The sequence below is a fragment of the Curvibacter sp. T50 genome (assembly GCF_057219955.1).
The window spans coordinates 184,403-203,628 of the sequence record NZ_JBXVVU010000001.1; the positions used below are offsets into that span (position 1 = coordinate 184,403).

Below are 19,226 nucleotides of genomic sequence, written 5' to 3' on the forward strand. Positions count from 1 at the left end.
GCATGATGGTTGAAATAGAACTTGACGGCCGGAAGGTCGAGGTCCCGGCAGGCAGCATGGTCATGCATGCGGCCGAGAAGGCGGGTACCTACATTCCCCATTTCTGCTACCACAAGAAGCTGAGCATCGCAGCCAATTGCCGGATGTGCCTTGTGGACGTCGAAAAGGCGCCAAAGCCGATGCCCGCGTGCGCGACGCCCGTCACGCAGGGCATGATCGTTCGCACGAAAAGTGACCGAGCCATCAAAGCCCAGCAATCGGTCATGGAGTTTCTCCTGATCAACCATCCGCTGGACTGCCCGATCTGCGACCAGGGCGGCGAATGCCAGTTGCAGGATCTGGCCGTCGGATATGGTGGCACCGGCTCGCGGTATGAAGAAGAAAAGCGCGTGGTCTTCCACAAGGACATCGGCCCATTGATATCCATGGAAGAGATGAGCCGCTGCATCCACTGCACGCGCTGTGTGCGCTTCGGCCAGGAAGTCGCCGGTGCGATGGAACTCGGGATGTCCCATCGCGGTGAACATGCCGAAATCGAGACATTCCTTGGTGAGACCGTCGACTCGGAACTGTCGGGCAACATGATCGACCTGTGCCCGGTCGGCGCGTTGACCAGCAAACCTTTCCGGTACAGCGCGCGGACATGGGAAATGTCCCGCCGCAAGTCGGTCAGTCCACACGATTCGACTGGTGCAAACCTGATTGTGCAGGTCAAGAACAACGCCGTCATGCGTGTGGTTCCCCTGGAAAATGAAGCCATCAACGAATGCTGGATTGCTGACCGCGACCGCTTTTCGTATGAGGCCCTCAACAGCGAGCAACGCCTTGACCGTCCCATGCTCAAACAAGGTGGCGTCTGGCAAGAGGTTGACTGGCAGACGGCGCTGGAATACGTTGCCAATGGGCTGTCTCGTCTTGTCTCCGAGCATGGGGCTTCAGCGATAGGCGCTTTGGTCAGCCCCCACTCGACGCTCGAGGAGCTGTACCTCGCCGCGCAGCTGGTGCGTGGGCTCGGGAGCGACAACATTGACCACCGCCTTCGCCATGCCGAGTTCGCGAATGACGCCGGGGTACATTGGCTCGGCACCAGCATCGCGTCGTTGTCAACGCTGCAAAGCGCGTTGATTGTCGGCTCCAACCTGCGCAAGGACCATCCGCTTTTTGCCCAGCGAATCCGCCAGGCATCCCGGCACGGATGCGCTGTGTCGGCGGTGACATCGGCAGCTTTGTTGAAGCGACCGGATGCGTGGGCCCTTCCGGTGAATGCCATGCTGGGTACGCCGAGTCAGTGGTTGGACCTTCTTGCCGGCGTGGCAACAGCGATTGCTGAAGTCAAAGGCGTCGTGAGTCCGTTGGCCGGCACCGTGACCGAAGCGAGCCGCCTGGCGGCACAGTCGCTCATGGCCGGTGAACGCAAAGCCGTGTTGTTGGGCAACGCGGCTGCCCACCACGCCCAAGCCTCGTCGATCCTGGCACTTGCCGGATGGATTGCGCAGGAGACAGGGGCAACGGTAGGTTACCTGACCGAGGCGGCGAACACCGTCGGGGCGCAATGGGTACAGGCGCATCCGGTTCAAGGCGGCGCCCATGCCGCTGCCATTCTCGGGGGCGCCGTCAAAGGAGTCCTCCTGTTGGGCGTGGAGCCGGGGGTGGATACGGCAAAGGACGCAAAGGGGCTCGCGTCATGTGACATGGTGGTGACCCTCAGTCCGTTCAAGACGAATCTGGATATCAGCGATGTCCTGTTGCCTATCGCGCCATTTACCGAAACATCGGGCAGTTTCGTCAATGCCGAGGGGATCTGCCAGAGTTTTCATGCCGTAGTCCGTCCCCGAGGCGAGACCCGGCCTGCGTGGAAAGTGTTACGGGTGCTCGGCAGCTTGCTGAAGCTGCCCGGTTTCGACTTTGAGACATCTCAGGATGTTCTGGCAAAGGCCCGCGCTAAGCCTTTGCAGCTCGATAACCGGTCCTCGGGGCCTGTGCAATCGCCGCATGTGGTCCCTGATCCGGTCGTTGCGTCGATCTATCAACTCGACGGGCTTGTACGACGTGCCCCGGCGCTGCAGGCGACAGCCGACGCGCGAGAGGAGGCAGGCGCATGATTGACGCACTCTACAACGGCGGTCTCGGACTGATTGGCGCCACGTGGTGGGCCAATGCGGCGTGGCCCGTGATCTGGAACCTCCTGAAGATTGTGGCTGTGCTCGCGCCCCTGATGGGTGCTGTGGCCTATCTCACCTTGTGGGAGCGCAAGTTCCTCGGATTCATGCAGGTGCGTTATGGGCCGAACCGTGTTGGCCCTGCCGGTCTGTTGCAGCCGATTGCTGACGCGCTGAAGCTGTTGACCAAAGAATTGATCCAGCCGTCCGCAGCCTCGAAGGGACTGTTCATACTCGGTCCGATCATGGCCATCATGCCCGCCCTGGCGGCGTGGGTGGCGATTCCGTTCGGCCCCGACATGGCATTGGCCAACGTCAACGCCGGTCTGTTGCTGATCATGGCCATCACCTCGATTGAGGTGTATGGGGTGATCATTGCCGGCTGGGCCTCCAACTCCAAGTACGCTTTCCTTGGCGCCTTGCGCGCATCGGCGCAAATGGTCAGCTACGAAATCGCGATGGGTTTCTGTTTCCTGGTGGTGCTGATGGTCTCCGGCAGCATGAACCTTTCGGAAATTGTGGCGTCGCAAGGGCGGGGGATGGCTGCCGAACAAGGACTGAACTTCCTTTCCTGGAACTGGCTGCCACTGTTGCCCATTTTTCTGGTGTACCTGATTTCGGGTGTCGCTGAGACCAATCGGCATCCTTTCGACGTCGTCGAAGGCGAGGCGGAAATCGTCGCCGGGCATATGGTCGAGTATTCCGGTATGGGATTTGCCATCTTCTTCCTGGCCGAATACGCCAGCATGTGGCTGGTTTCCATCCTGGCGGTCCTCATGTTCCTGGGCGGGTGGCTGCCGCCAATTGACAGCGCTCTGTTCAACTGGATTCCAGGATGGATCTGGCTGGGTTTGAAGACCTTTGTGGTGGTTTCCATGTTCATCTGGATTCGGGCGACCTTCCCCCGCTTCCGGTACGACCAGATCATGCGCCTGGGCTGGAAAATCTTCATTCCGGTCACACTGATCTGGCTGCTGATCGTGGGGGCCTGGATGCATACCCCTTGGAACATCTGGCATTGAACGGGTAAATCCTATGTCGACTGTTGTAGCTGCCCCATTCTCGTTCGGTGATTTCTTCAAGAGTTTCCTCCTGGTGGAACTCTTCAAAGGCATGGCGCTCACCGGGCGTTACGCTTTCCGCCGCAAGGTGACGGTCCAGTTCCCGGAGGAGAAGACCCCTCTTTCACCCCGATTCCGTGGATTGCACGCCCTGCGCCGCTATGAAAACGGCGAAGAGCGTTGCATCGCCTGCAAACTATGCGAGGCCGTCTGCCCCGCGATGGCTATCACCATCGAATCCGATGTTCGCGACGATGGCACTCGCCGCACCACCCGGTATGACATCGATCTGACCAAGTGCATCTTCTGCGGTTTCTGTGAGGAAAGCTGTCCGGTCGATTCGATCGTCGAAACCCATATTTTCGAATATCACGGCGAAAAGCGGGGCGACCTGTACTTCACCAAAGACATGCTGTTGGCCGTTGGCGACCGCTACGAATCAGAAATCGCCGCGGCGAAGGCAGCCGATGCGCCGTACCGCTGATGCCCCAGCCGACTGAACCAATGCCTATAAAGAGACTTCATTCATGGACGTGAAGACCGGCTTCTTTTACCTGTTCTCGGTGGTGCTGCTGTTTGCCGCCTTCCGGGTCATTACAGCCCGCAATCCGGTACATGCCGTGCTGTACCTGATGCTCGCTTTTTCGCAGGCGTCTGCCGTATGGCTGTTGCTCAAGGCGGAGTTTCTCGCCATTACGCTGGTCCTTGTCTACCTGGGCGCGGTCATGGTGTTGTTCCTGTTTGTCGTGATGATGCTCGATATCAACGTTGACAGCATGCGCAAGGGTTTCTGGAAACATTTCCCGCTGGCGGGGGGACTGGGCGCATTGGTCGCGCTTGAGATGGCCGCAGTGCTCCTGACCGGTTTTGACCAGGCACGTATTCCCACCGTGGTGAACCTGTCACCAGCAGGCGTGCCTATGGGCAACAGCAAGGCGCTTGGGGTACTGCTCTATACCGAATATCTCTATCCGGTCCAGATCGCCGCTTCCATTTTGCTCGTGGCGATGATCGCTGCCATTGCACTGACTTTGCGTTCGCGCAAAGACTCCAAGGCCATCGACCCCGGCATCCAGGTCCGGACCCGCGCATCCGACCGGCTCGAAATGGTCAAGGTGCCTGCCACCGTTGCGGCACCCAAGACGGAGTCAAAAGAATGACGCTGACACTCGGACACTTTCTGACGCTGGGGGCGATCCTCTTCGCCCTGGCGGTGATTGGCATCTTCCTCAACCGCAAGAACCTGATTGTTCTGCTGATGGCGATCGAGTTGATGCTTCTGGCCGTCAACATGAACTTCGTGGCGTTCTCCCATTACCTGGGCGACATGCACGGACAGGTTTTCGTTTTCTTCATTCTTACGGTGGCGGCGGCCGAATCGGCCATCGGCCTGGCGATCCTGGTCTTGTTGTTCCGTAACAAGTCCAGCATCAACGTGGATGAACTCAACACGCTCAAGGGTTAACAGAACATGAGTCAAACCCTCTCGGCCGCCACGTTGTTGGCGGTTCCCCTGGCGCCGCTCGTCGGTTCGGCCGTCGCCGGATTGCTGGGTACCGCGTTTGCCGGCAATCTCATTGGCCGCCGGGCGTCCCATACCGCCACCATTCTTGGCGTGTTCGTGGCCTTTGTTCTTTCCGCGATGACGCTGTGGGACGTCATGCACGGAGCCCGTTTCAACCAGACCATCTACGAATGGATGGTGGTGGGCGGCCTCAAGATGGAGATCGGCTTTCTTGTCGACGGCCTGACGGCCATGATGATGGTGGTGGTGACCTTTGTTTCGCTGATGGTCCACCTCTACACCATCGGCTACATGCAAGAAGACGAAGGCTACAACCGCTTCTTTGCCTACATTTCGCTGTTCACCTTCTCCATGCTCATGCTGGTCATGAGCAACAACCTTTTGCAGCTGTTTTTTGGCTGGGAAGCGGTAGGCCTGGTGTCCTACCTCCTGATCGGATTCTGGTTCAACAAACCCACGGCCATTTTTGCCAACATGAAGGCCTTTCTGGTCAACCGGGTCGGCGACTTCGGCTTCATTCTGGGCATTGGCCTCATAGCCGCCTATACCGGCACGCTGAACTACGGCGAAGCCTTCGCCAAGGCTGCGGAAATCGGAAAACTGGGTTTCCCAGGGACCGACTGGTCGCTCGTGACCGTGATCTGTATCTGCCTCTTTATCGGCGCGATGGGCAAGTCGGCGCAGTTCCCGCTGCATGTCTGGCTGCCTGACTCGATGGAAGGCCCCACGCCCATTTCGGCGCTGATCCATGCCGCCACGATGGTGACTGCCGGCATTTTCATGGTCGCCCGGATGTCGCCGTACTTTGAGTTGAGCGACACCGCACTGAACCTGATCCTCATCGTCGGGGCGATCACGGCGCTGTTCATGGGCTTCCTGGGCATCATCCAGAACGACATCAAGCGGGTGGTCGCCTATTCCACGCTGTCCCAACTCGGCTACATGACGGTGGCGCTTGGTGCCTCGGCCTACTCGGTTGCCGTTTTCCACCTCATGACGCATGCGTTCTTCAAGGCGCTGCTGTTCCTGGGTGCCGGCTCGGTCATCATGGGCATGCACCACAACCAGGATATCCGCTGGATGGGCGGGGTGCGCAAGTACATGCCGATCACCTGGATGACCTCCTTGCTCGGTTCGCTGGCCCTGATCGGGACCCCGTTCTTCTCGGGCTTCTACTCGAAAGACGAGATCATCATGGCCCTGCATGCCAGCCAGTTGCCGGCAGCCGGCGTGGCCTACTTTGCCGTCGTCGTCGGTGTTTTCGTCACAGCGTTCTACTCGTTCCGGATGTATTTCCTGGTGTTCCACGGCAAGGAGCGGTACGACCAGAATCCAGACGCACACCATGACGACCACCATGCCGATGACCACCATGGGGCCCACGACCACAGCCCCCATGAGTCGCCCTGGGTGGTGACGCTACCCCTCATCCTGCTGGCCATTCCGTCGGTGCTGATCGGATATTTCACCATCCAGCCCCTGCTGTTCGGTGAGTTCCTCAAAGACGCCATCTACGTCAATCACGAAATCCATACCGCAATGGAAACGCTGCGGCGCGACTTCCACGGAGCCTTCGCCCTGGCGCTTCACGGCTTTGTCACCTTGCCATTCTGGCTGGCTGCCGGGGGCGTGGCCACGGCGTACTACTTCTACATGGTCAACCCGGCACTGCCGGCCCGCATCAAGTCAGCCGTCGAACCCCTCTATCGCGTGCTGGAAAACAAGTACTACCTGGACTGGTTCAACGAGAACATTCTCGCCCGGGGCGCACGCATGCTGGGAACGGGTTTGTGGAAGGGTGGTGACCGTGCCCTGATCGACGGTCTGGTGGTCAACGGTTCGTGGCGCGTCGTGGGCTGGGTTTCCGGCGTCGTGCGCTGGTTGCAGTCGGGATACCTGTACCAGTACGCGCTGGTCATGATTCTGGGCATTTTTGTCCTCATGACGTACTTTGTCTGGCTCAACAAGTAGGAGTAAGAAGAAAAATGGGATTGTTGAGCCTTGCCATCTGGACGCCCATCGCCTTTGGCGTGGTGCTGCTGGCCCTGGGACGGGATGATCAGGCGCGCGCGGTCCGCTGGATCGCGTTGATCGGTGCCATAGCCGGACTGTTGGTGACGATACCGCTGTACACCGGTTTCCAGATCGGAACCTCCGCGATGCAGTTCGTGGAAAAAGTCTCCTGGATCGAACGCTTCAATGTGCATTACCACCTGGGTGTGGACGGGATTTCGTTCTGGTTCATTCCGCTGACCGCGTTCATCAACCTGGTCGTTGTCATCGCTGGCTGGGAGGTCATCACCACCCGGGTCAACCAGTACATGGCGGCATTCCTGATCCTGAGCGGCCTGATGATCGGGGTCTTCGCCTCGCTCGACGCCATTCTGTTCTACGTGTTCTTTGAAGCAACACTGATACCGATGTACCTGATCATCGGCATCTGGGGCGGTCCGAACAAGATTTACGCGGCATTCAAGTTCTTCCTGTACACCTTGCTGGGCTCGCTGCTCACGCTGGTTGCGCTGATCTTCCTCTACACCAAGTCCGGCGGCAGCTTCGACATCCTGACCTGGCACAAGCTGCCTCTGTCCAGCACGGCCCAGACGCTGATCTTCTTTGCGTTCTTTGCCGCGTTCGCCGTCAAGGTGCCCATGTGGCCGGTGCACACCTGGCTTCCCGATGTGCACGTGGAAGCGCCGACCGGCGGCTCAGCCGTGCTGGCCGCCATCATGCTCAAACTCGGGGCCTACGGTTTCCTGCGTTTTTCCATGCCCATCGCACCCGATGCCGCCCGCGAATTCGCCTGGCTGATGATTGCCCTGTCGCTCATTGCGGTGGTCTATGTCGGCCTGGTTGCCATGGTCCAGCAGGACATGAAAAACCTCGTCGCCTACTCTTCGGTGGCGCATATGGGTTTCGTCACATTGGGTTTTTTCATCTTCAACCCGCTCGGTGTCTCCGGCGGTCTGGTGCAGATGATCGCGCACGGCTTTGTCTCCGGTGCCATGTTCCTGTGCATCGGCGTGCTCTATGACCGGGTCCACTCCCGCGAGATCGCCAGTTACGGCGGCGTGGTCAACACCATGCCCCGATTTGCCGCGTTTGCGCTGCTGTTTGCCATGGCCAACTGCGGATTGCCGGGAACCGCCGGATTCGTGGGCGAGTGGATGGTCATTCTCGGCGCCGTCAAGGCGAACTTCTGGGTCGGTTTCCTTGCGGCCACTGCCTTGATCTTCGGCGCGGCCTATACGCTGTGGATGTTCAAGCGGGTGTATCTCGGTCCCGTGACCAATGATGACGTTCGCGGCCTCACCGACATCAACGGGCGCGAATTCCTTGTGCTGGCGTTGTTGGGCGCCGCCACCCTGTACATGGGCGTCTACCCGAAACCCTTTACCGACGTGATGGACGCCTCGGTGCTCGACCTGCTCAAGCACGTGGCCGCGACCAAACTGAACTGAAGCAAGCGACATCATGGACAAAATCAGCCTGATCACCGTCTACCCGGAGATCATTCTTCTGGTGATGGCCTGTGCCATCGCGCTCATCGACCTGTTTGTGCGCAGCCCGCGGCGCGGCCCCACCTACCTCCTGACCATGGCAACGCTGCTGAGTGTGGCGGCCATTCAGGCCGTCTATGCCAGCGGCAACCAGACCCTGTATGGCTTTGGCAACCTGGTCGTCAGCGACCCCATGGCCAACTGGCTCAAATGTTTCGCTGCATTGGCCATGGCCGCCACGCTGGTCTACGCCCGCCCGTATGCGGCCGATCGCGACATGCTGCGCGGCGGTGAACTCTTCACCCTGGGTCTGTTCTCGCTGCTGGGCATCTTCATCATGATCTCGGGCAACCATTTCCTGGTGATCTACCTGGGCCTGGAACTGCTCACGCTGTCAAGCTACGCGCTGGTGGCGCTGCGCCGCGACAATGCGGTCGCCACCGAAGCGGCCATGAAGTACTTTGTGCTCGGTGCTCTGGCCTCGGGCTTCCTGCTGTACGGCATGTCCATGATCTACGGTGCGACCGGCTCGCTGGAAATCGGCGAAGTGTTCAAGGCCATCAGCACCGGCCAGATCAAGCACCAGGTGCTGGTGTTCGGTCTGGTCTTTGTGGTTGCCGGGCTGGCGTTCAAGCTGGGCGTGGTGCCTTTCCACATGTGGATACCGGACGTCTATCACGGCGCACCGACGGCCGTCACGCTCATGATCGGTGGCGCGCCCAAACTCGCCGCGTTCGCCATTGCTATCCGCTTGCTGGTCGAAGGCATGTTGCCCCTGGCGTTCGACTGGCAGCAGATGCTCGGCATCCTGGCAATCGCATCGCTCCTGATCGGCAACCTCGCGGCGATCGCCCAGACCAACCTCAAACGCATGCTGGCGTACTCGACCATCGCACAGATGGGTTTTGTCCTGCTGGGCCTGCTGTCCGGTGTGGTCAACGGCAACACGCTCTCCGCTGCCAACGCCTACAGTTCCGCCATGTTCTACACCGTCAGCTATGTGCTGACCACCCTGGCATCGTTCGGCATCATCCTGCTGCTGGCCCGTGACGGCTTCGAAAGCGAAGAAATCAGCGATCTGGCCGGCCTCAACCAGCGCAGCCCTTTGTATGCCGGCGTCATGGCCGTCTGCCTGTTCTCGCTCGCCGGCATTCCGCCGCTGGTCGGGTTCCACGCCAAACTGTCTGTCCTGCAGGCCCTGGTGGCGTCGGGCCAGGCCACCTATATCGCCCTGGCCGTGTTTGCCGTCATGATGTCGCTGATCGGCGCTTTCTACTACCTGCGCGTGGTCAAGGTCATGTACTTTGACGATCCGGTCACGGCCACCACCGTCTCGGCTGGCCTGGACGTCCGGGCGGTGCTGTCGCTCAACGGCGCATTGATTCTTGTCCTTGGCATCCTGCCCGGCGGCCTGATGGCGCTGTGCGCCCAGGCCATCGTCAAGATGCTGCAGACCTGACCGGCGCCCGCCGATCGTCGTCAGCGTCCTTCTTCGCCGGCAACTCACTGCACAGCATGAACACCAGCCTTGCGGTCTTTTCGGTCATCGTGCTGGCTGCCCTGGCGGCCAATCTCCCGTTCGTGACCCGCCGCTTTCTCGGCGTGCGCGCCATGCCCCAGGGCAAAACCGTGCTGCACCACCTGATCGAGTTGGTGGTCCTGTACGCCGTGGTCGGGTTGGTCGGCATGCTGCTTGAACGGCAGATCGGTCAGAACGCGCCCCAGCGCTGGGAGTTCTATGCCGTCACCGGCGCGCTGTTCCTCACGCTGGCCTTTCCCGGGTTTGTGTACCGCTACCTGATGCGTCACCCCCGCCGCTGAGCCCCCGCGGCCCCGCATGACCCGCAACGACGAACCCGGCGCTGCCCGCCCCGAAGCGGCAGACCCCCACCTGACCGAATCCCCGCTGCACGGCGAGACCGTCTTCCACGGTCGCCTGCTGCATGTCTGCCGCGATACCGTGCGCCTGCCCGACGGCGGCGAGGCCACCCGCGAATACGTGCGCCATCCCGGCGCGGTGCTGGTTGTCGGCCTGCTGGACGATCCCGACACCGGCGCCGGAGCGCGCGTGGTGGTCGAGCGCCAGTACCGCTACCCGGTCCGCCAGGTCATGCTGGAACTGCCCGCCGGCAAGATTGACCCCCGCGAGCCCCCGTGGGCCTGTGCGGTCCGCGAACTGGCCGAAGAAACCGGTTACCAGGCCCGCCAGTGGGCCCGCGCCGGGTTGATTCACCCCTGTGTCGGTTACTCCGACGAAATCATCGAAATCTGGTTTGCCCGCCACCTCACCGCCGGCCCCGCCCGGCTGGACCCCGGCGAATTCCTGGACGTCGGCACGGCCAGCCTGGCCGAACTGGACGCCGCCCTGGCCAGCGGCCAGCTGACCGACGGAAAAAGCGTTGCGGCCTTGCTGTGGCTGCACCGGCTGCACCGCGGCGAGTGGCACCCCGATTGGCAGGCCGCGCCGGTCGCCACGCTTGCCGATGAGCCGCACCCCCCGGCCTGACACCACCGATCGCCCGGCGCCACACGGCAGGGCGGATAATCACCGCACCATGAAGGTTCTGAATCTGGAATGCGCCAACGGGCACCTCTTCGAAGGCTGGTTTGCCTCCGAAGAGGACTTCCACGCCCAGATCAGCCGCCAGCTCCTGACCTGCCCGGTCTGTGGCGAGTTGCATGTTGAGCGTCGCCCCTCCGCCCCACGCCTGAACCTGGGCGCCGGCCGCTCCGAAGCATCCCCGCCCGATCGTCGTCGGCCGGATCACCCGCCCGCCGGACCGGACAGTCCGACCCTCATGCACCCCGGCCCCGGGGGCGAGCCCACCCGCGAAGGCTTGCAGGCTGCCTGGATGCAAATGGTGCGCCGTGTGCTCGAACAGACCGAAGACGTCGGCCCCCGCTTTGCCGACGAGGCCCGCCGCATCCATCACGGCGACGCCCCCGACCGCGCCATTCGGGGCCAGGCCAGTGCCCGGCAGGCGGCCGAGCTGGCGGAAGAGGGCATCGACGTCCTTCCCCTGCCCATTCCCGACGCGCTCAAAACTCCGCTGCAATAGCGCTACCGCCTGCGCTGCCGTCCGCGCCGCCTACCGCGCCGCCCATCGCATCCAGCACACACCGTGCGGCGGCCAGATCCTCCAGCGCCGTCCCCACCGATTTGAACAGCGTCACGTCCGCCGCCGACTGGCGCACAAGCCTCTCCCGCCGCAACACCTCGGCCAGTTCAGCCCGCACATGGCTGCGGTCGATCACCCCCCGCTGCATCGGCTGCACCAGATCACCGGCTTCGCTGAGCGCGCCGGCATAGGTGTCCACCACCACTCGCGCGCGCGCCACCGCGGCATCGTCCACCTCCCGCATGGCGGGTTTGAAGCCGCCCACCAGATCCAGGTGCGTGCCTTCGGCCAGCCAGTCGCCCCGCACCAGCGGTTCGGTCGACGTGGTGGCGCAGGAAATCAGATTCGCCTGCCGGCTGGCGGCCTCCAGCGAGGCCACGCTGTCGAATTCGATGGACGGTCCGGGGTGAAGCGCCGCCAGGCGGCCGACCAGGGCGCGCGCACGCTCGGGCCGCCGCCCCCAGACCAGCACGCGCGCAATCCCCGGCACCAGCGCCACATGCGCGCGCACCAGCCACTCGGCCAGCCGCCCGGTGCCCACCATCAGCAAGGTCGTGGGTAAGGGCGCACACAGCGCCCGGGCGGCCAGCGCCGAGGTGGCCGCCGTGCGGCGCAGCGTCAGCGCCTCGCCATCCATCACGGCGCGCACCGCTCCGGTGGCGCGGTCCAGTGCCACCACCGTGGCCTGCACCGTGTGCGCGGCGCCGGGCATCACCGTCACCAGTTTGGTCAGGATCAGCTCGTTGTCCCACGCCGGCATCAGCAACAATGTGTCCTGATCCGACAGCGCATGGGCGTGCCGCACCGGCACACAGGCGCCGGCAACAAAGGCTGCCTCCAGGGCGGCAGCACAGGCATCCCAGGGGAGGGCGGCATGCACCGCATCAGCAGAAAAGACGTGCACCATGCGTGACAGTGTACAAACCGCTTCGCCGCCCGCCGGCGCCGTCACCGCGCCGGTGCTGATCGTCGGCGGCGGGGTCATGGGTTGCGCCACCGCGTATTTCCTGGCGGCCGGGCACGGCATCGCCGCCACCGTGGTCGAGCGCGACCCCACCTACACCCAGGCATCCAGCGCGCTGTCGGCCAGCTCGATCCGCCAGCAGTTCAGCACACCAGTGAACATCGCCCTGTCGCGCTGGAGCTTTGACTTCCTGCAGCGTGCGCCGGAGCTCCTGGCCGTGGGCGACGACGCCCCGCCGATCTCCCTCGTCGAGCGCGGCTACCTCTACCTCGCCTCCGCAAACGGCCTGTCCGCTCTGCAGGACAACCACCGCGTCCAGTGCGCGCAGGGCGCCGACATCCGCTGGCTGGCGCCGGCCGCGCTGGCGGCGCAGTACCCGTGGCTGTCCACCGAAGGCATCGCGGCCGCCACCTGGGGTGCACACGGGGAGGGCTGGTTCGACGGGCCCGCGCTGCACCAGGCCTTGCGCCGCAAGGCCGCCGCGCTGGGCGTGCGGTTTGTGCACGACGAGATTGCCACCCTCCAGCCGCTGCCCGGCCCGGCCTGGCACCTGCAGGGCCGATCCGGCGCGCGTTACCACGCGCCGCAGGTGGTGCTGGCCACCGGCGCGCACATCAACCGGTTGACACACACGCTGGGGGTGCCGCTGCCGGTGTCGGCCAAAAAGCGCGATGTGTTTGTCTTCGACGCCCCGGCGCGGCTGGACGGCTGCCCGCTGGTCATCGACCCCAGCGGCCTGTGGTTCCGCCCCGAAGGCCAGCCGCAGCCCGGGGGCGGCCAGCGCTTTCTGTGTGGCCTGCCGCCGCGCACCCGGCCGGGCCAGCCCGCCGACCCCGACGACGCCCCCCTGCACGCCATCGACCACGGCCTGTTCGACGACGTGGCCTGGCCCGCACTGGCCGCCCGTGTGCCCGCGTTCGAGGCGCTGCGGCTGCGCAGCGCCTGGGCGGGCTACTACGAGATGAACACCTTCGACCACAACGGCCTGGTCGGCCCCCTGCCCGGACACGAACACCTGTGGGTCGCGGCCGGCTTTTCCGGCCACGGCATGCAGCACGCGCCCGCCATCGGGCATGCCCTGGCCCGCCTGGTGGCCGGTCAACCCGCCCCCGAAGTGGCGGCCCTCGCACTGGAACGGATCGCCCGCAATGAACCCATTGTGGAAAAGAACGTCATTTGAAACCCCGCCACGCGGCGCCGTCGCTCGCCCCAACGAACCATGAAAACAATAGCAAGAACCAACCATTTGACGCTGGGTACCAGCCAAAATGTCCGAAAAACGGGCAAGACCGGGACCCCGCAATTGACGGGTTTCATCCGCCGCGCCACCGGCGCTTTGCTGGTGCTGTTTTGCACCAGCGCGTGCACCCAGACCCATTCCGACGCCGGACCACAGGGATTCGGCACCGCAGGACCGCAGCCCCCGGCTCTGGAGCTCGTCAAAACCATCCGGGTGCGTTCTTCCGATGCGCCAGAGTACGCCCACATGAAATGGAGCCCCTTTTCCCTGGCCTGGAGTCCCGATGGCAAAAAAATCGCCTACACATCGACCGGCATGCGGCGATTCGGGGTGATCGATATTGAAACCGGAAGCAATACTGAAATTGTCAGCGAATACAGGGGGGGCGCCGATGTTCTATGGTCGCCGACGCTGAATTATCTGGTGATCCTGCACGCCACGGCCTTTATCGTTTTCGACATGTCAGTGCACCCTTTTCGTCGACTGTATAACGTCGAAAACAATACTTCAGAAAACTGGCTGTATGCCGGATCAGGCGCGCATAACACCGGCGGTGCCGGCATTGTTAACGTGCTGGGTAAAGACCAGTTGGTGATTGCAGGATCTACAAGTTGGCGAGTAAACGGAAAAAGTCCACATGTTGCGGTATATGACCTCGCTAGTGGTGCGCGTTTGGAGAAATTCAATTATCAATTCCGAAACGAGCCCTATCAAGAAACGCATGCGGTACGACCAGACGGCACGCCTCGTTTCGGGGTGCTGAAGGCAGTTGTCGGCTTGAGCAGCAAACAAGAAATTCTGGTTACGGTTTATGCCATGCGTGATTTTGATAAACCACGCGCCTTAGTACCAGGGGACGAACGGTCTCTCACCTATTACGAAAAAGTCGTCTGGACAGTCAACCTTCACACGAAAAAAATTATTTGTGATCTGAAAGGGCAGCAGGACACCTATGAATTGGATGGCACCCGGATAAGGCATGTTGATCATTATTTGAGCAGTGGTTTTAACGGCGCGCATGTGCTGTATTCAGGCCCCTTTTCGCAAAGTCTCGTTGATGTCGAACATTGCCTGCCGTTACATGCAATGCCGGAAAATTCAGAGATTTTACCGGTACGTGCAGGCGAAAAAAGAAACCGAGTGAAAAGCTATGCGAGTCAGTTAACGATTTCGCCGGACGGGCGTTATATATTTGGATTCGACTATAACGGTGTTGATCCGAAAAATGCTCCCTTCAGGCTTTGGAACTTTCAAGACGGCAAACTCATTCATGATGCATACTGGCATTTTAATGGTGGCATTGCTCAAGCGGCTTTCAGTCCGGATTCCCGCTATCTGGCATGGGCCACGACAGATTCGATAAATATCTATCGCGTCAAACAATAAAGACCTGAATCGTGATTTGAAAGGAGGGGAAAAGTCATGGACACTCGCGCAGACCATCGCCGGTTGCGGCCGGCTTTTGGCCCATTTCGGTTGCTCCTCCAGGTGATCGCGATCGCCGCGTTGGCTTCGTCGCTGGTCGCTTGTGCGGTCGGGCCGCGGCAGGTATGGCAGCAATTCACGTTCAGCGGTGACTTTGACGGCTGGGATCGCACCATTGACCTGCTGGCCTATGAGTACGGCACAAACGACCGTATGACGAAAAACAGTGTGGATAAGCCGCGCGGGCCGGTCTGGAAAGATGGTTCGAGTATCGCGCCCACCACCAACATCAACGGCCCCATGCCCGTCGGCGAATTCCTGTATGTGCGCTGGCGCGTCAAGGCCACGGGTCAGCTCTACGAAGAGCGGGTCGATCTGCGCGAGCGCCTGCCCGCCGACATGAAAGACCACGGCCTGACCTTTGTGATCGACGGCCCACGGCTCTACGTCTACGTCATCACTCCCAGGCCCAAGCCCTACTACGAGGCGCCACCGCTCAACCGCAGCTGGCACTCCAAATCCTATGTCACCTACGAAATTTTCCCCACCCTCACCAAACCCTGAAGGACCGCAGCCATGGGAACCGCAGTCATTGGAGCACTGAGCACCAACCGTCTGGCCCGCCTGCCCGCCGCGGCCGAAATCCACAAGGGCCGGCGCAGCGTCGTGCAAGACCTGCTCAGCCCGGTGCAGACGGTGGCGGCCGAGGCGGGGCGGGAGCGGTAAACGCTATGAGTGTCATAGCAAACAACGACCTTTTGACGCTGGGTATGGGGCGAAGAAAAAACTGGTGACTGCCCGGTGGCAGGCCGCCGACCACCGATTCTCACAGTCGTTGTCCATTAATACATTGAAGATGCAAGGCGTACCTCAACCGTCAAACAGATGACTGCCTCATAAATATTCGACATGGCAGAAACAGCCGATGCCTGAAATGAGACTTCAAATTTCAGGAGATTGCAATGAATAAAAAGGAAAAAATGTGCAAAATCTGAGAAATTGTCTATCTGTTAATAATGTATTTGTTGGTATTTTATTCGCAATTTTCGTATTTCAATCGCGTGCACAACCTGCGCCGGATCGAAATTCCATCGATTACAGGGCGACCACCCGAGGCAAATTGGAGGCAGCACGGCAAGTTATAAAGTCGATGATTGATGACGACTTCAAAATAGCGCAACACTTCGGAAAACGTCCTCCCCCTTGGGTTATAGCAGACGATCAGGCAGGCTATGACTGTGGTTCGATAAAGGTAATTGCAAGGGCGATTGAGGTAGAGCAGCCATATTTCAATAACCCGGATGCTACACCTGCCAATCAGCGGATCGCTATCGTTCCCGTTCGCGCGGAGATACTGATGATTGAAACGAATGGTGAGGAAGGCGGTAAAAAATCACCGATGAATTTTAAAGTTGGCGGAGATTGTGGGTTTGAATATGAGCGATGGTCTTTTGTCAACAGGCGGTACGAAAAAATACCCGGATTCCGTAGTCGTAACCATGACGAAGAATTTGTCAATTGGGGAGAGAGTGTTTCGGAAGTTGGTCGGCGGCCAAAACGTTTTATAGCCGTCGATTTCGACAAGCGGTATGTGCGCTTTGTAACACGTGTGCGAGTTTCTTCACCAGTGCCCTATCAGCTGAGTCCTCAATTCCCGGTTCATTTTAACGCGCAACATTCACTAAGTTTAATGATTAAATCTGACAGTGAAAGATCGGCGCTCTTGGAGCTTGGAAGATCAGATAGAGATCCATCTGCATTTGGTTTGGAACTTGCCAATGATCTAACTCGAATAAGTCGCCAGCGAATTGATACCAGATGGAAAATAGAAAAAATTGAAAGAGCGCTTGAGCGCCTGAAAGATATTAATCCCTTCGAAGAAATTCGCCCATGAGTGCGCAATAAAAAGCCCTAAACAACAGTTATCGCTTTTCGGCGGCGAATTTTGTGAACGTAGATGTGGCAGGATACAACAGAGGCCAATGAACCAATGATGGTCGATTTAAATTCGGTTGCTCCGGTTTCTTCCAATACGTGTTCAGCAATTGTGTCTTTCAGGTGCCCGAATATTTGGCAATGCGGTGGGAAAGCGCTGAAACGCTCGGAGAATCGAATCCACTCCAGCATTCATAGCAAACAACGACCTGTTGACGCTGGGTATGGGGCAAAGAGACCGTGAAAAGCGCTTTGAACGGCGTTTGGGCGCCAGTCAGGGCGGCAAAGCGGGGCGCCTGGCGGCTTGTCTTGCGGACGGGGCATCAGGAAAGGGAACCAGGATGAAAAAAACCATAGCAAGGAATGACCGAATGACGCTGGGAACTGGCAAAAGAGGCTTGAAACCATTGCCACTGGCCCCCCTGGGGCGCCTGATGCCGGTGCTGGGTCTGGCGGCGGTCCTCGGGCCGCTGGCCGTACAGGCGCAGGGCACTGCGGCGCCAGCGGCCGTTGCGGTGTCGGCACCCGCTGCCAGCTCGGTCACGCCCACTTCGGCCACGCCCACTGCGGCGACGACCGCCAAGTGGGGCGAGGGCGTGCTGGAGCGGGAGTTTCTGATCAAACTGCGCACGTTTCTGGAAACCGATCCGTTTGATTTCAAGGCCATGAATGCGCTCCTGGGCAACATGGAAGTTGTGCCCAAGGACGGTCCGTATCCCGACGGTTCCTGGGTATTCAGAACCGTGAGGACCAGAGAGCCCTTGGGCGGCGAGTACGGCAATCGAGGCCCCGGGGGAGCCAACTTTGCCTGGAACCACCTTCGGACGGGGTCGTACCTGAGACTGGAGTTCGTCAAGATGCCCCCCGCCGGCAAACGCGACGGGGATGGGTTGCCGTGCATGACGCCGGAGCTCATCAAGGAGGTGTTCGCCGCCAAATGGGTTGGAACGACGACATACACCGATTTCTCGCCCATGTATCCGGGCCGCTTGCCCTACCCCATTCCCGCGAATCAGATCTTCCGATGGCTGCCCGATACGCCGGAACAGGTTTTCTTGGTTTACCAACTGAATGAGATCTGCGTGCCTGGCCTGACCGCTGAATTCAAGAAGCTTCCACCCCATCCCGCCGTTCGGTAATTGGAGAAACCTGCATGCCTACACCGATGACCAGTAACTCCCCTGCGCTTGCTGCCATGGTTGCGCAACACGGTGCAGACGGTGGCGGCAGCGGCGGGGCGGAAGCGGTGATTGCTATGGTGTTCATAGCAATCAATGACCTTTTGACGCTGGGTATGGGGCAAAAAGACCGTGAAAGGCGCTTGGAGTGGCGTTTGGGCGTCGTCCGGGCGGCTCGGCGCTGCCGGACGCCCCATCTGTTCCGGCCCAATCAACCGAAGAGATTGAAATTGATATGAGAAAAAGAGCGGTAAACGACGTTTTGACGCTGGATACGTTCGGAATCGGCGCTCAATTGCAGGGTGCGAGCCAGGCGCCCGCCCCCACGTCCACGGGCGGCTCCATCCGAGTCCTGTTCGTGGCGCTTTTCTTGATGTACTGCGGCGGGATCGTGAACGCACAGACCGGATCCGTTGGCGCGCCAAAAACCTACGACGACGCCATCAAGGCCGACTATGAGGCCCTGCGCGGCGACATTTATGCCAAGCAAGGCTACCCCCGGGAGCAAAGCGCCGCGATGTTGGACCCACAGGTACGTCAGTTGCTCGATGCCGCGCTGCGCCTGTACCGGGAGCCCGGACTGTTCACCAACCGCGCCAAGGCGTTGGAACTGCTGGGCGTGACGCAGACCAGCCGGCGCTGGAGCGACACGCCACCGGTGGAGGGCGGCCACCGGGCGTTTGTGGACACCTTCGCCAGAGACGGTCTCTTTGCGCGTCCCGCTTGGACGGGGGAATACCGCTACAACGGCAAAAGGGAAGGGCGTTTGGATGGCTGGCACGCTTTCATTCTCATCAAGGTAGACCCCAGGCAGGAATGCCAGAACAGCCGCGCCGTGGAGGGATATCTGGATCTGGTTCTGGACCCCGGGATCAAGGGGTTCGCCCATCCCGTGACGGAGCGGCTGCGTCGGCATGAGGTGCCGTTCGCACGCCCTTCTGCGAAAGAACTGACGCCCGTCACTCCCTTGCTCTTGCTGACTTTCACAGATGGCTGTCTGGCCGAGCTGGGCTTGGTCAAAATCTTCTCCTTCAAGGACATCACCGATGAGCACGCTCACGATTGACAACGCGATCTTCTCGACCCTGCGCGCAGACCCGGGCGTCAACCCGGCGGCCCT

The 19,226-nt window shown here is 60.7% G+C and carries 19 protein-coding genes; 18 read left to right on the top strand and 1 reads right to left on the bottom strand.

Annotated elements, in window-relative coordinates:
• The first annotated feature begins 5 nt into the window (after positions 1 to 5).
• Genes nuoG through AC2EBU_RS00940 form a run of 11 tightly spaced genes read left to right on the top strand, consistent with a single transcriptional unit; the run spans position 6 to position 11,304 of the window.
• The gene (nuoG, locus tag AC2EBU_RS00890; protein WP_484610086.1) at positions 6 to 2,102 is read left to right on the top strand and encodes an NADH-quinone oxidoreductase subunit NuoG; all 2,097 of its coding nucleotides are present in this window, start codon (positions 6 to 8) and stop codon (positions 2,100 to 2,102) included.
• A complete protein-coding gene (gene nuoH, locus AC2EBU_RS00895) occupies positions 2,099 to 3,181 on the top strand; it encodes an NADH-quinone oxidoreductase subunit NuoH (RefSeq protein ID WP_484608506.1) in 1,083 nt (360 codons plus the stop codon). Before nuoG ends, nuoH begins: the two co-directional genes overlap by 4 nt.
• A gap of 13 nt (positions 3,182 to 3,194) precedes the next feature.
• Entirely contained in the window at positions 3,195 to 3,704 is a 510-nt protein-coding gene (gene nuoI, locus AC2EBU_RS00900; protein WP_484608507.1) for an NADH-quinone oxidoreductase subunit NuoI, read from the top strand.
• Positions 3,705 to 3,747: 43 nt separating this feature from the next.
• Positions 3,748 to 4,380 carry an NADH-quinone oxidoreductase subunit J gene (locus tag AC2EBU_RS00905; RefSeq protein ID WP_484608508.1) on the top strand — a complete coding sequence of 211 codons (633 nt, stop codon included), beginning with the start codon at positions 3,748 to 3,750 and terminating at the stop codon, positions 4,378 to 4,380.
• Complete coding sequence (gene nuoK / locus AC2EBU_RS00910) at positions 4,377 to 4,685, top strand: NADH-quinone oxidoreductase subunit NuoK (RefSeq protein WP_484608509.1); 309 nt, start codon at positions 4,377 to 4,379, stop codon at positions 4,683 to 4,685. Before AC2EBU_RS00905 ends, nuoK begins: the two co-directional genes overlap by 4 nt.
• A gap of 6 nt (positions 4,686 to 4,691) precedes the next feature.
• Positions 4,692 to 6,716 (top strand): NADH-quinone oxidoreductase subunit L, encoded by a 2,025-nt coding sequence (gene nuoL, locus AC2EBU_RS00915; RefSeq protein ID WP_484608510.1) that lies wholly within the window; start codon positions 4,692 to 4,694, stop codon positions 6,714 to 6,716.
• 14 nt (positions 6,717 to 6,730) lie between these two features.
• A complete protein-coding gene (locus AC2EBU_RS00920; RefSeq protein WP_484608511.1) occupies positions 6,731 to 8,206 on the top strand; it encodes an NADH-quinone oxidoreductase subunit M in 1,476 nt (491 codons plus the stop codon).
• Positions 8,207 to 8,219: 13 nt separating this feature from the next.
• Positions 8,220 to 9,704 (top strand): NADH-quinone oxidoreductase subunit NuoN, encoded by a 1,485-nt coding sequence (gene nuoN / locus AC2EBU_RS00925; protein ID WP_484608512.1) that lies wholly within the window; start codon positions 8,220 to 8,222, stop codon positions 9,702 to 9,704.
• A 56-nt stretch (positions 9,705 to 9,760) separates the two neighbouring features.
• Positions 9,761 to 10,066 (top strand): DUF2818 family protein, encoded by a 306-nt coding sequence (locus tag AC2EBU_RS00930; protein WP_484608513.1) that lies wholly within the window; start codon positions 9,761 to 9,763, stop codon positions 10,064 to 10,066.
• 16 nt (positions 10,067 to 10,082) lie between these two features.
• Positions 10,083 to 10,751: an NUDIX domain-containing protein gene (locus AC2EBU_RS00935; protein WP_484608514.1), complete on the top strand. Its 669-nt coding sequence runs from the start codon at positions 10,083 to 10,085 to the stop codon at positions 10,749 to 10,751.
• 49 nt (positions 10,752 to 10,800) lie between these two features.
• Positions 10,801 to 11,304 (top strand): DUF1178 family protein, encoded by a 504-nt coding sequence (locus AC2EBU_RS00940; RefSeq protein ID WP_484608515.1) that lies wholly within the window; start codon positions 10,801 to 10,803, stop codon positions 11,302 to 11,304.
• On the opposite strand, the gene lhpI is transcribed toward AC2EBU_RS00940, so the two are convergent.
• On the bottom strand, positions 11,285 to 12,271 hold the full coding sequence (gene lhpI, locus AC2EBU_RS00945; RefSeq protein WP_484608516.1) for a bifunctional Delta(1)-pyrroline-2-carboxylate/Delta(1)-piperideine-2-carboxylate reductase: 987 nt from the start codon (positions 12,269 to 12,271) through the stop codon (positions 11,285 to 11,287). The genes AC2EBU_RS00940 and lhpI overlap by 20 nt on opposite strands.
• Here lhpI and AC2EBU_RS00950 point away from each other — a divergent pair.
• From AC2EBU_RS00950 to AC2EBU_RS00980, 7 genes are all read left to right on the top strand, one after another.
• The gene (locus AC2EBU_RS00950; protein WP_484608517.1) at positions 12,270 to 13,508 is read left to right on the top strand and encodes an NAD(P)/FAD-dependent oxidoreductase; all 1,239 of its coding nucleotides are present in this window, start codon (positions 12,270 to 12,272) and stop codon (positions 13,506 to 13,508) included. The two genes, lhpI and AC2EBU_RS00950, sit on opposite strands and share 2 nt — an antisense overlap.
• Before the next feature lie 39 nt (positions 13,509 to 13,547).
• A complete protein-coding gene (locus tag AC2EBU_RS00955) occupies positions 13,548 to 14,954 on the top strand; it encodes a hypothetical protein (protein WP_484608518.1) in 1,407 nt (468 codons plus the stop codon).
• Positions 14,955 to 14,990: 36 nt separating this feature from the next.
• Positions 14,991 to 15,557, top strand: coding sequence for a hypothetical protein (locus AC2EBU_RS00960; protein ID WP_484608519.1), 567 nt, complete (start codon positions 14,991 to 14,993; stop codon positions 15,555 to 15,557).
• Positions 15,558 to 15,569: 12 nt separating this feature from the next.
• A complete protein-coding gene (locus tag AC2EBU_RS00965) occupies positions 15,570 to 15,719 on the top strand; it encodes a hypothetical protein (protein ID WP_484608520.1) in 150 nt (49 codons plus the stop codon).
• Positions 15,720 to 15,975: 256 nt separating this feature from the next.
• Positions 15,976 to 16,887, top strand: coding sequence for a hypothetical protein (locus AC2EBU_RS00970; RefSeq protein WP_484608521.1), 912 nt, complete (start codon positions 15,976 to 15,978; stop codon positions 16,885 to 16,887).
• Positions 16,888 to 17,299: 412 nt separating this feature from the next.
• Complete coding sequence (locus AC2EBU_RS00975) at positions 17,300 to 18,067, top strand: hypothetical protein (protein WP_484608522.1); 768 nt, start codon at positions 17,300 to 17,302, stop codon at positions 18,065 to 18,067.
• A 187-nt stretch (positions 18,068 to 18,254) separates the two neighbouring features.
• A complete protein-coding gene (locus AC2EBU_RS00980) occupies positions 18,255 to 19,172 on the top strand; it encodes a hypothetical protein (protein WP_484608523.1) in 918 nt (305 codons plus the stop codon).
• Positions 19,173 to 19,226: the final 54 nt, after the last annotated feature.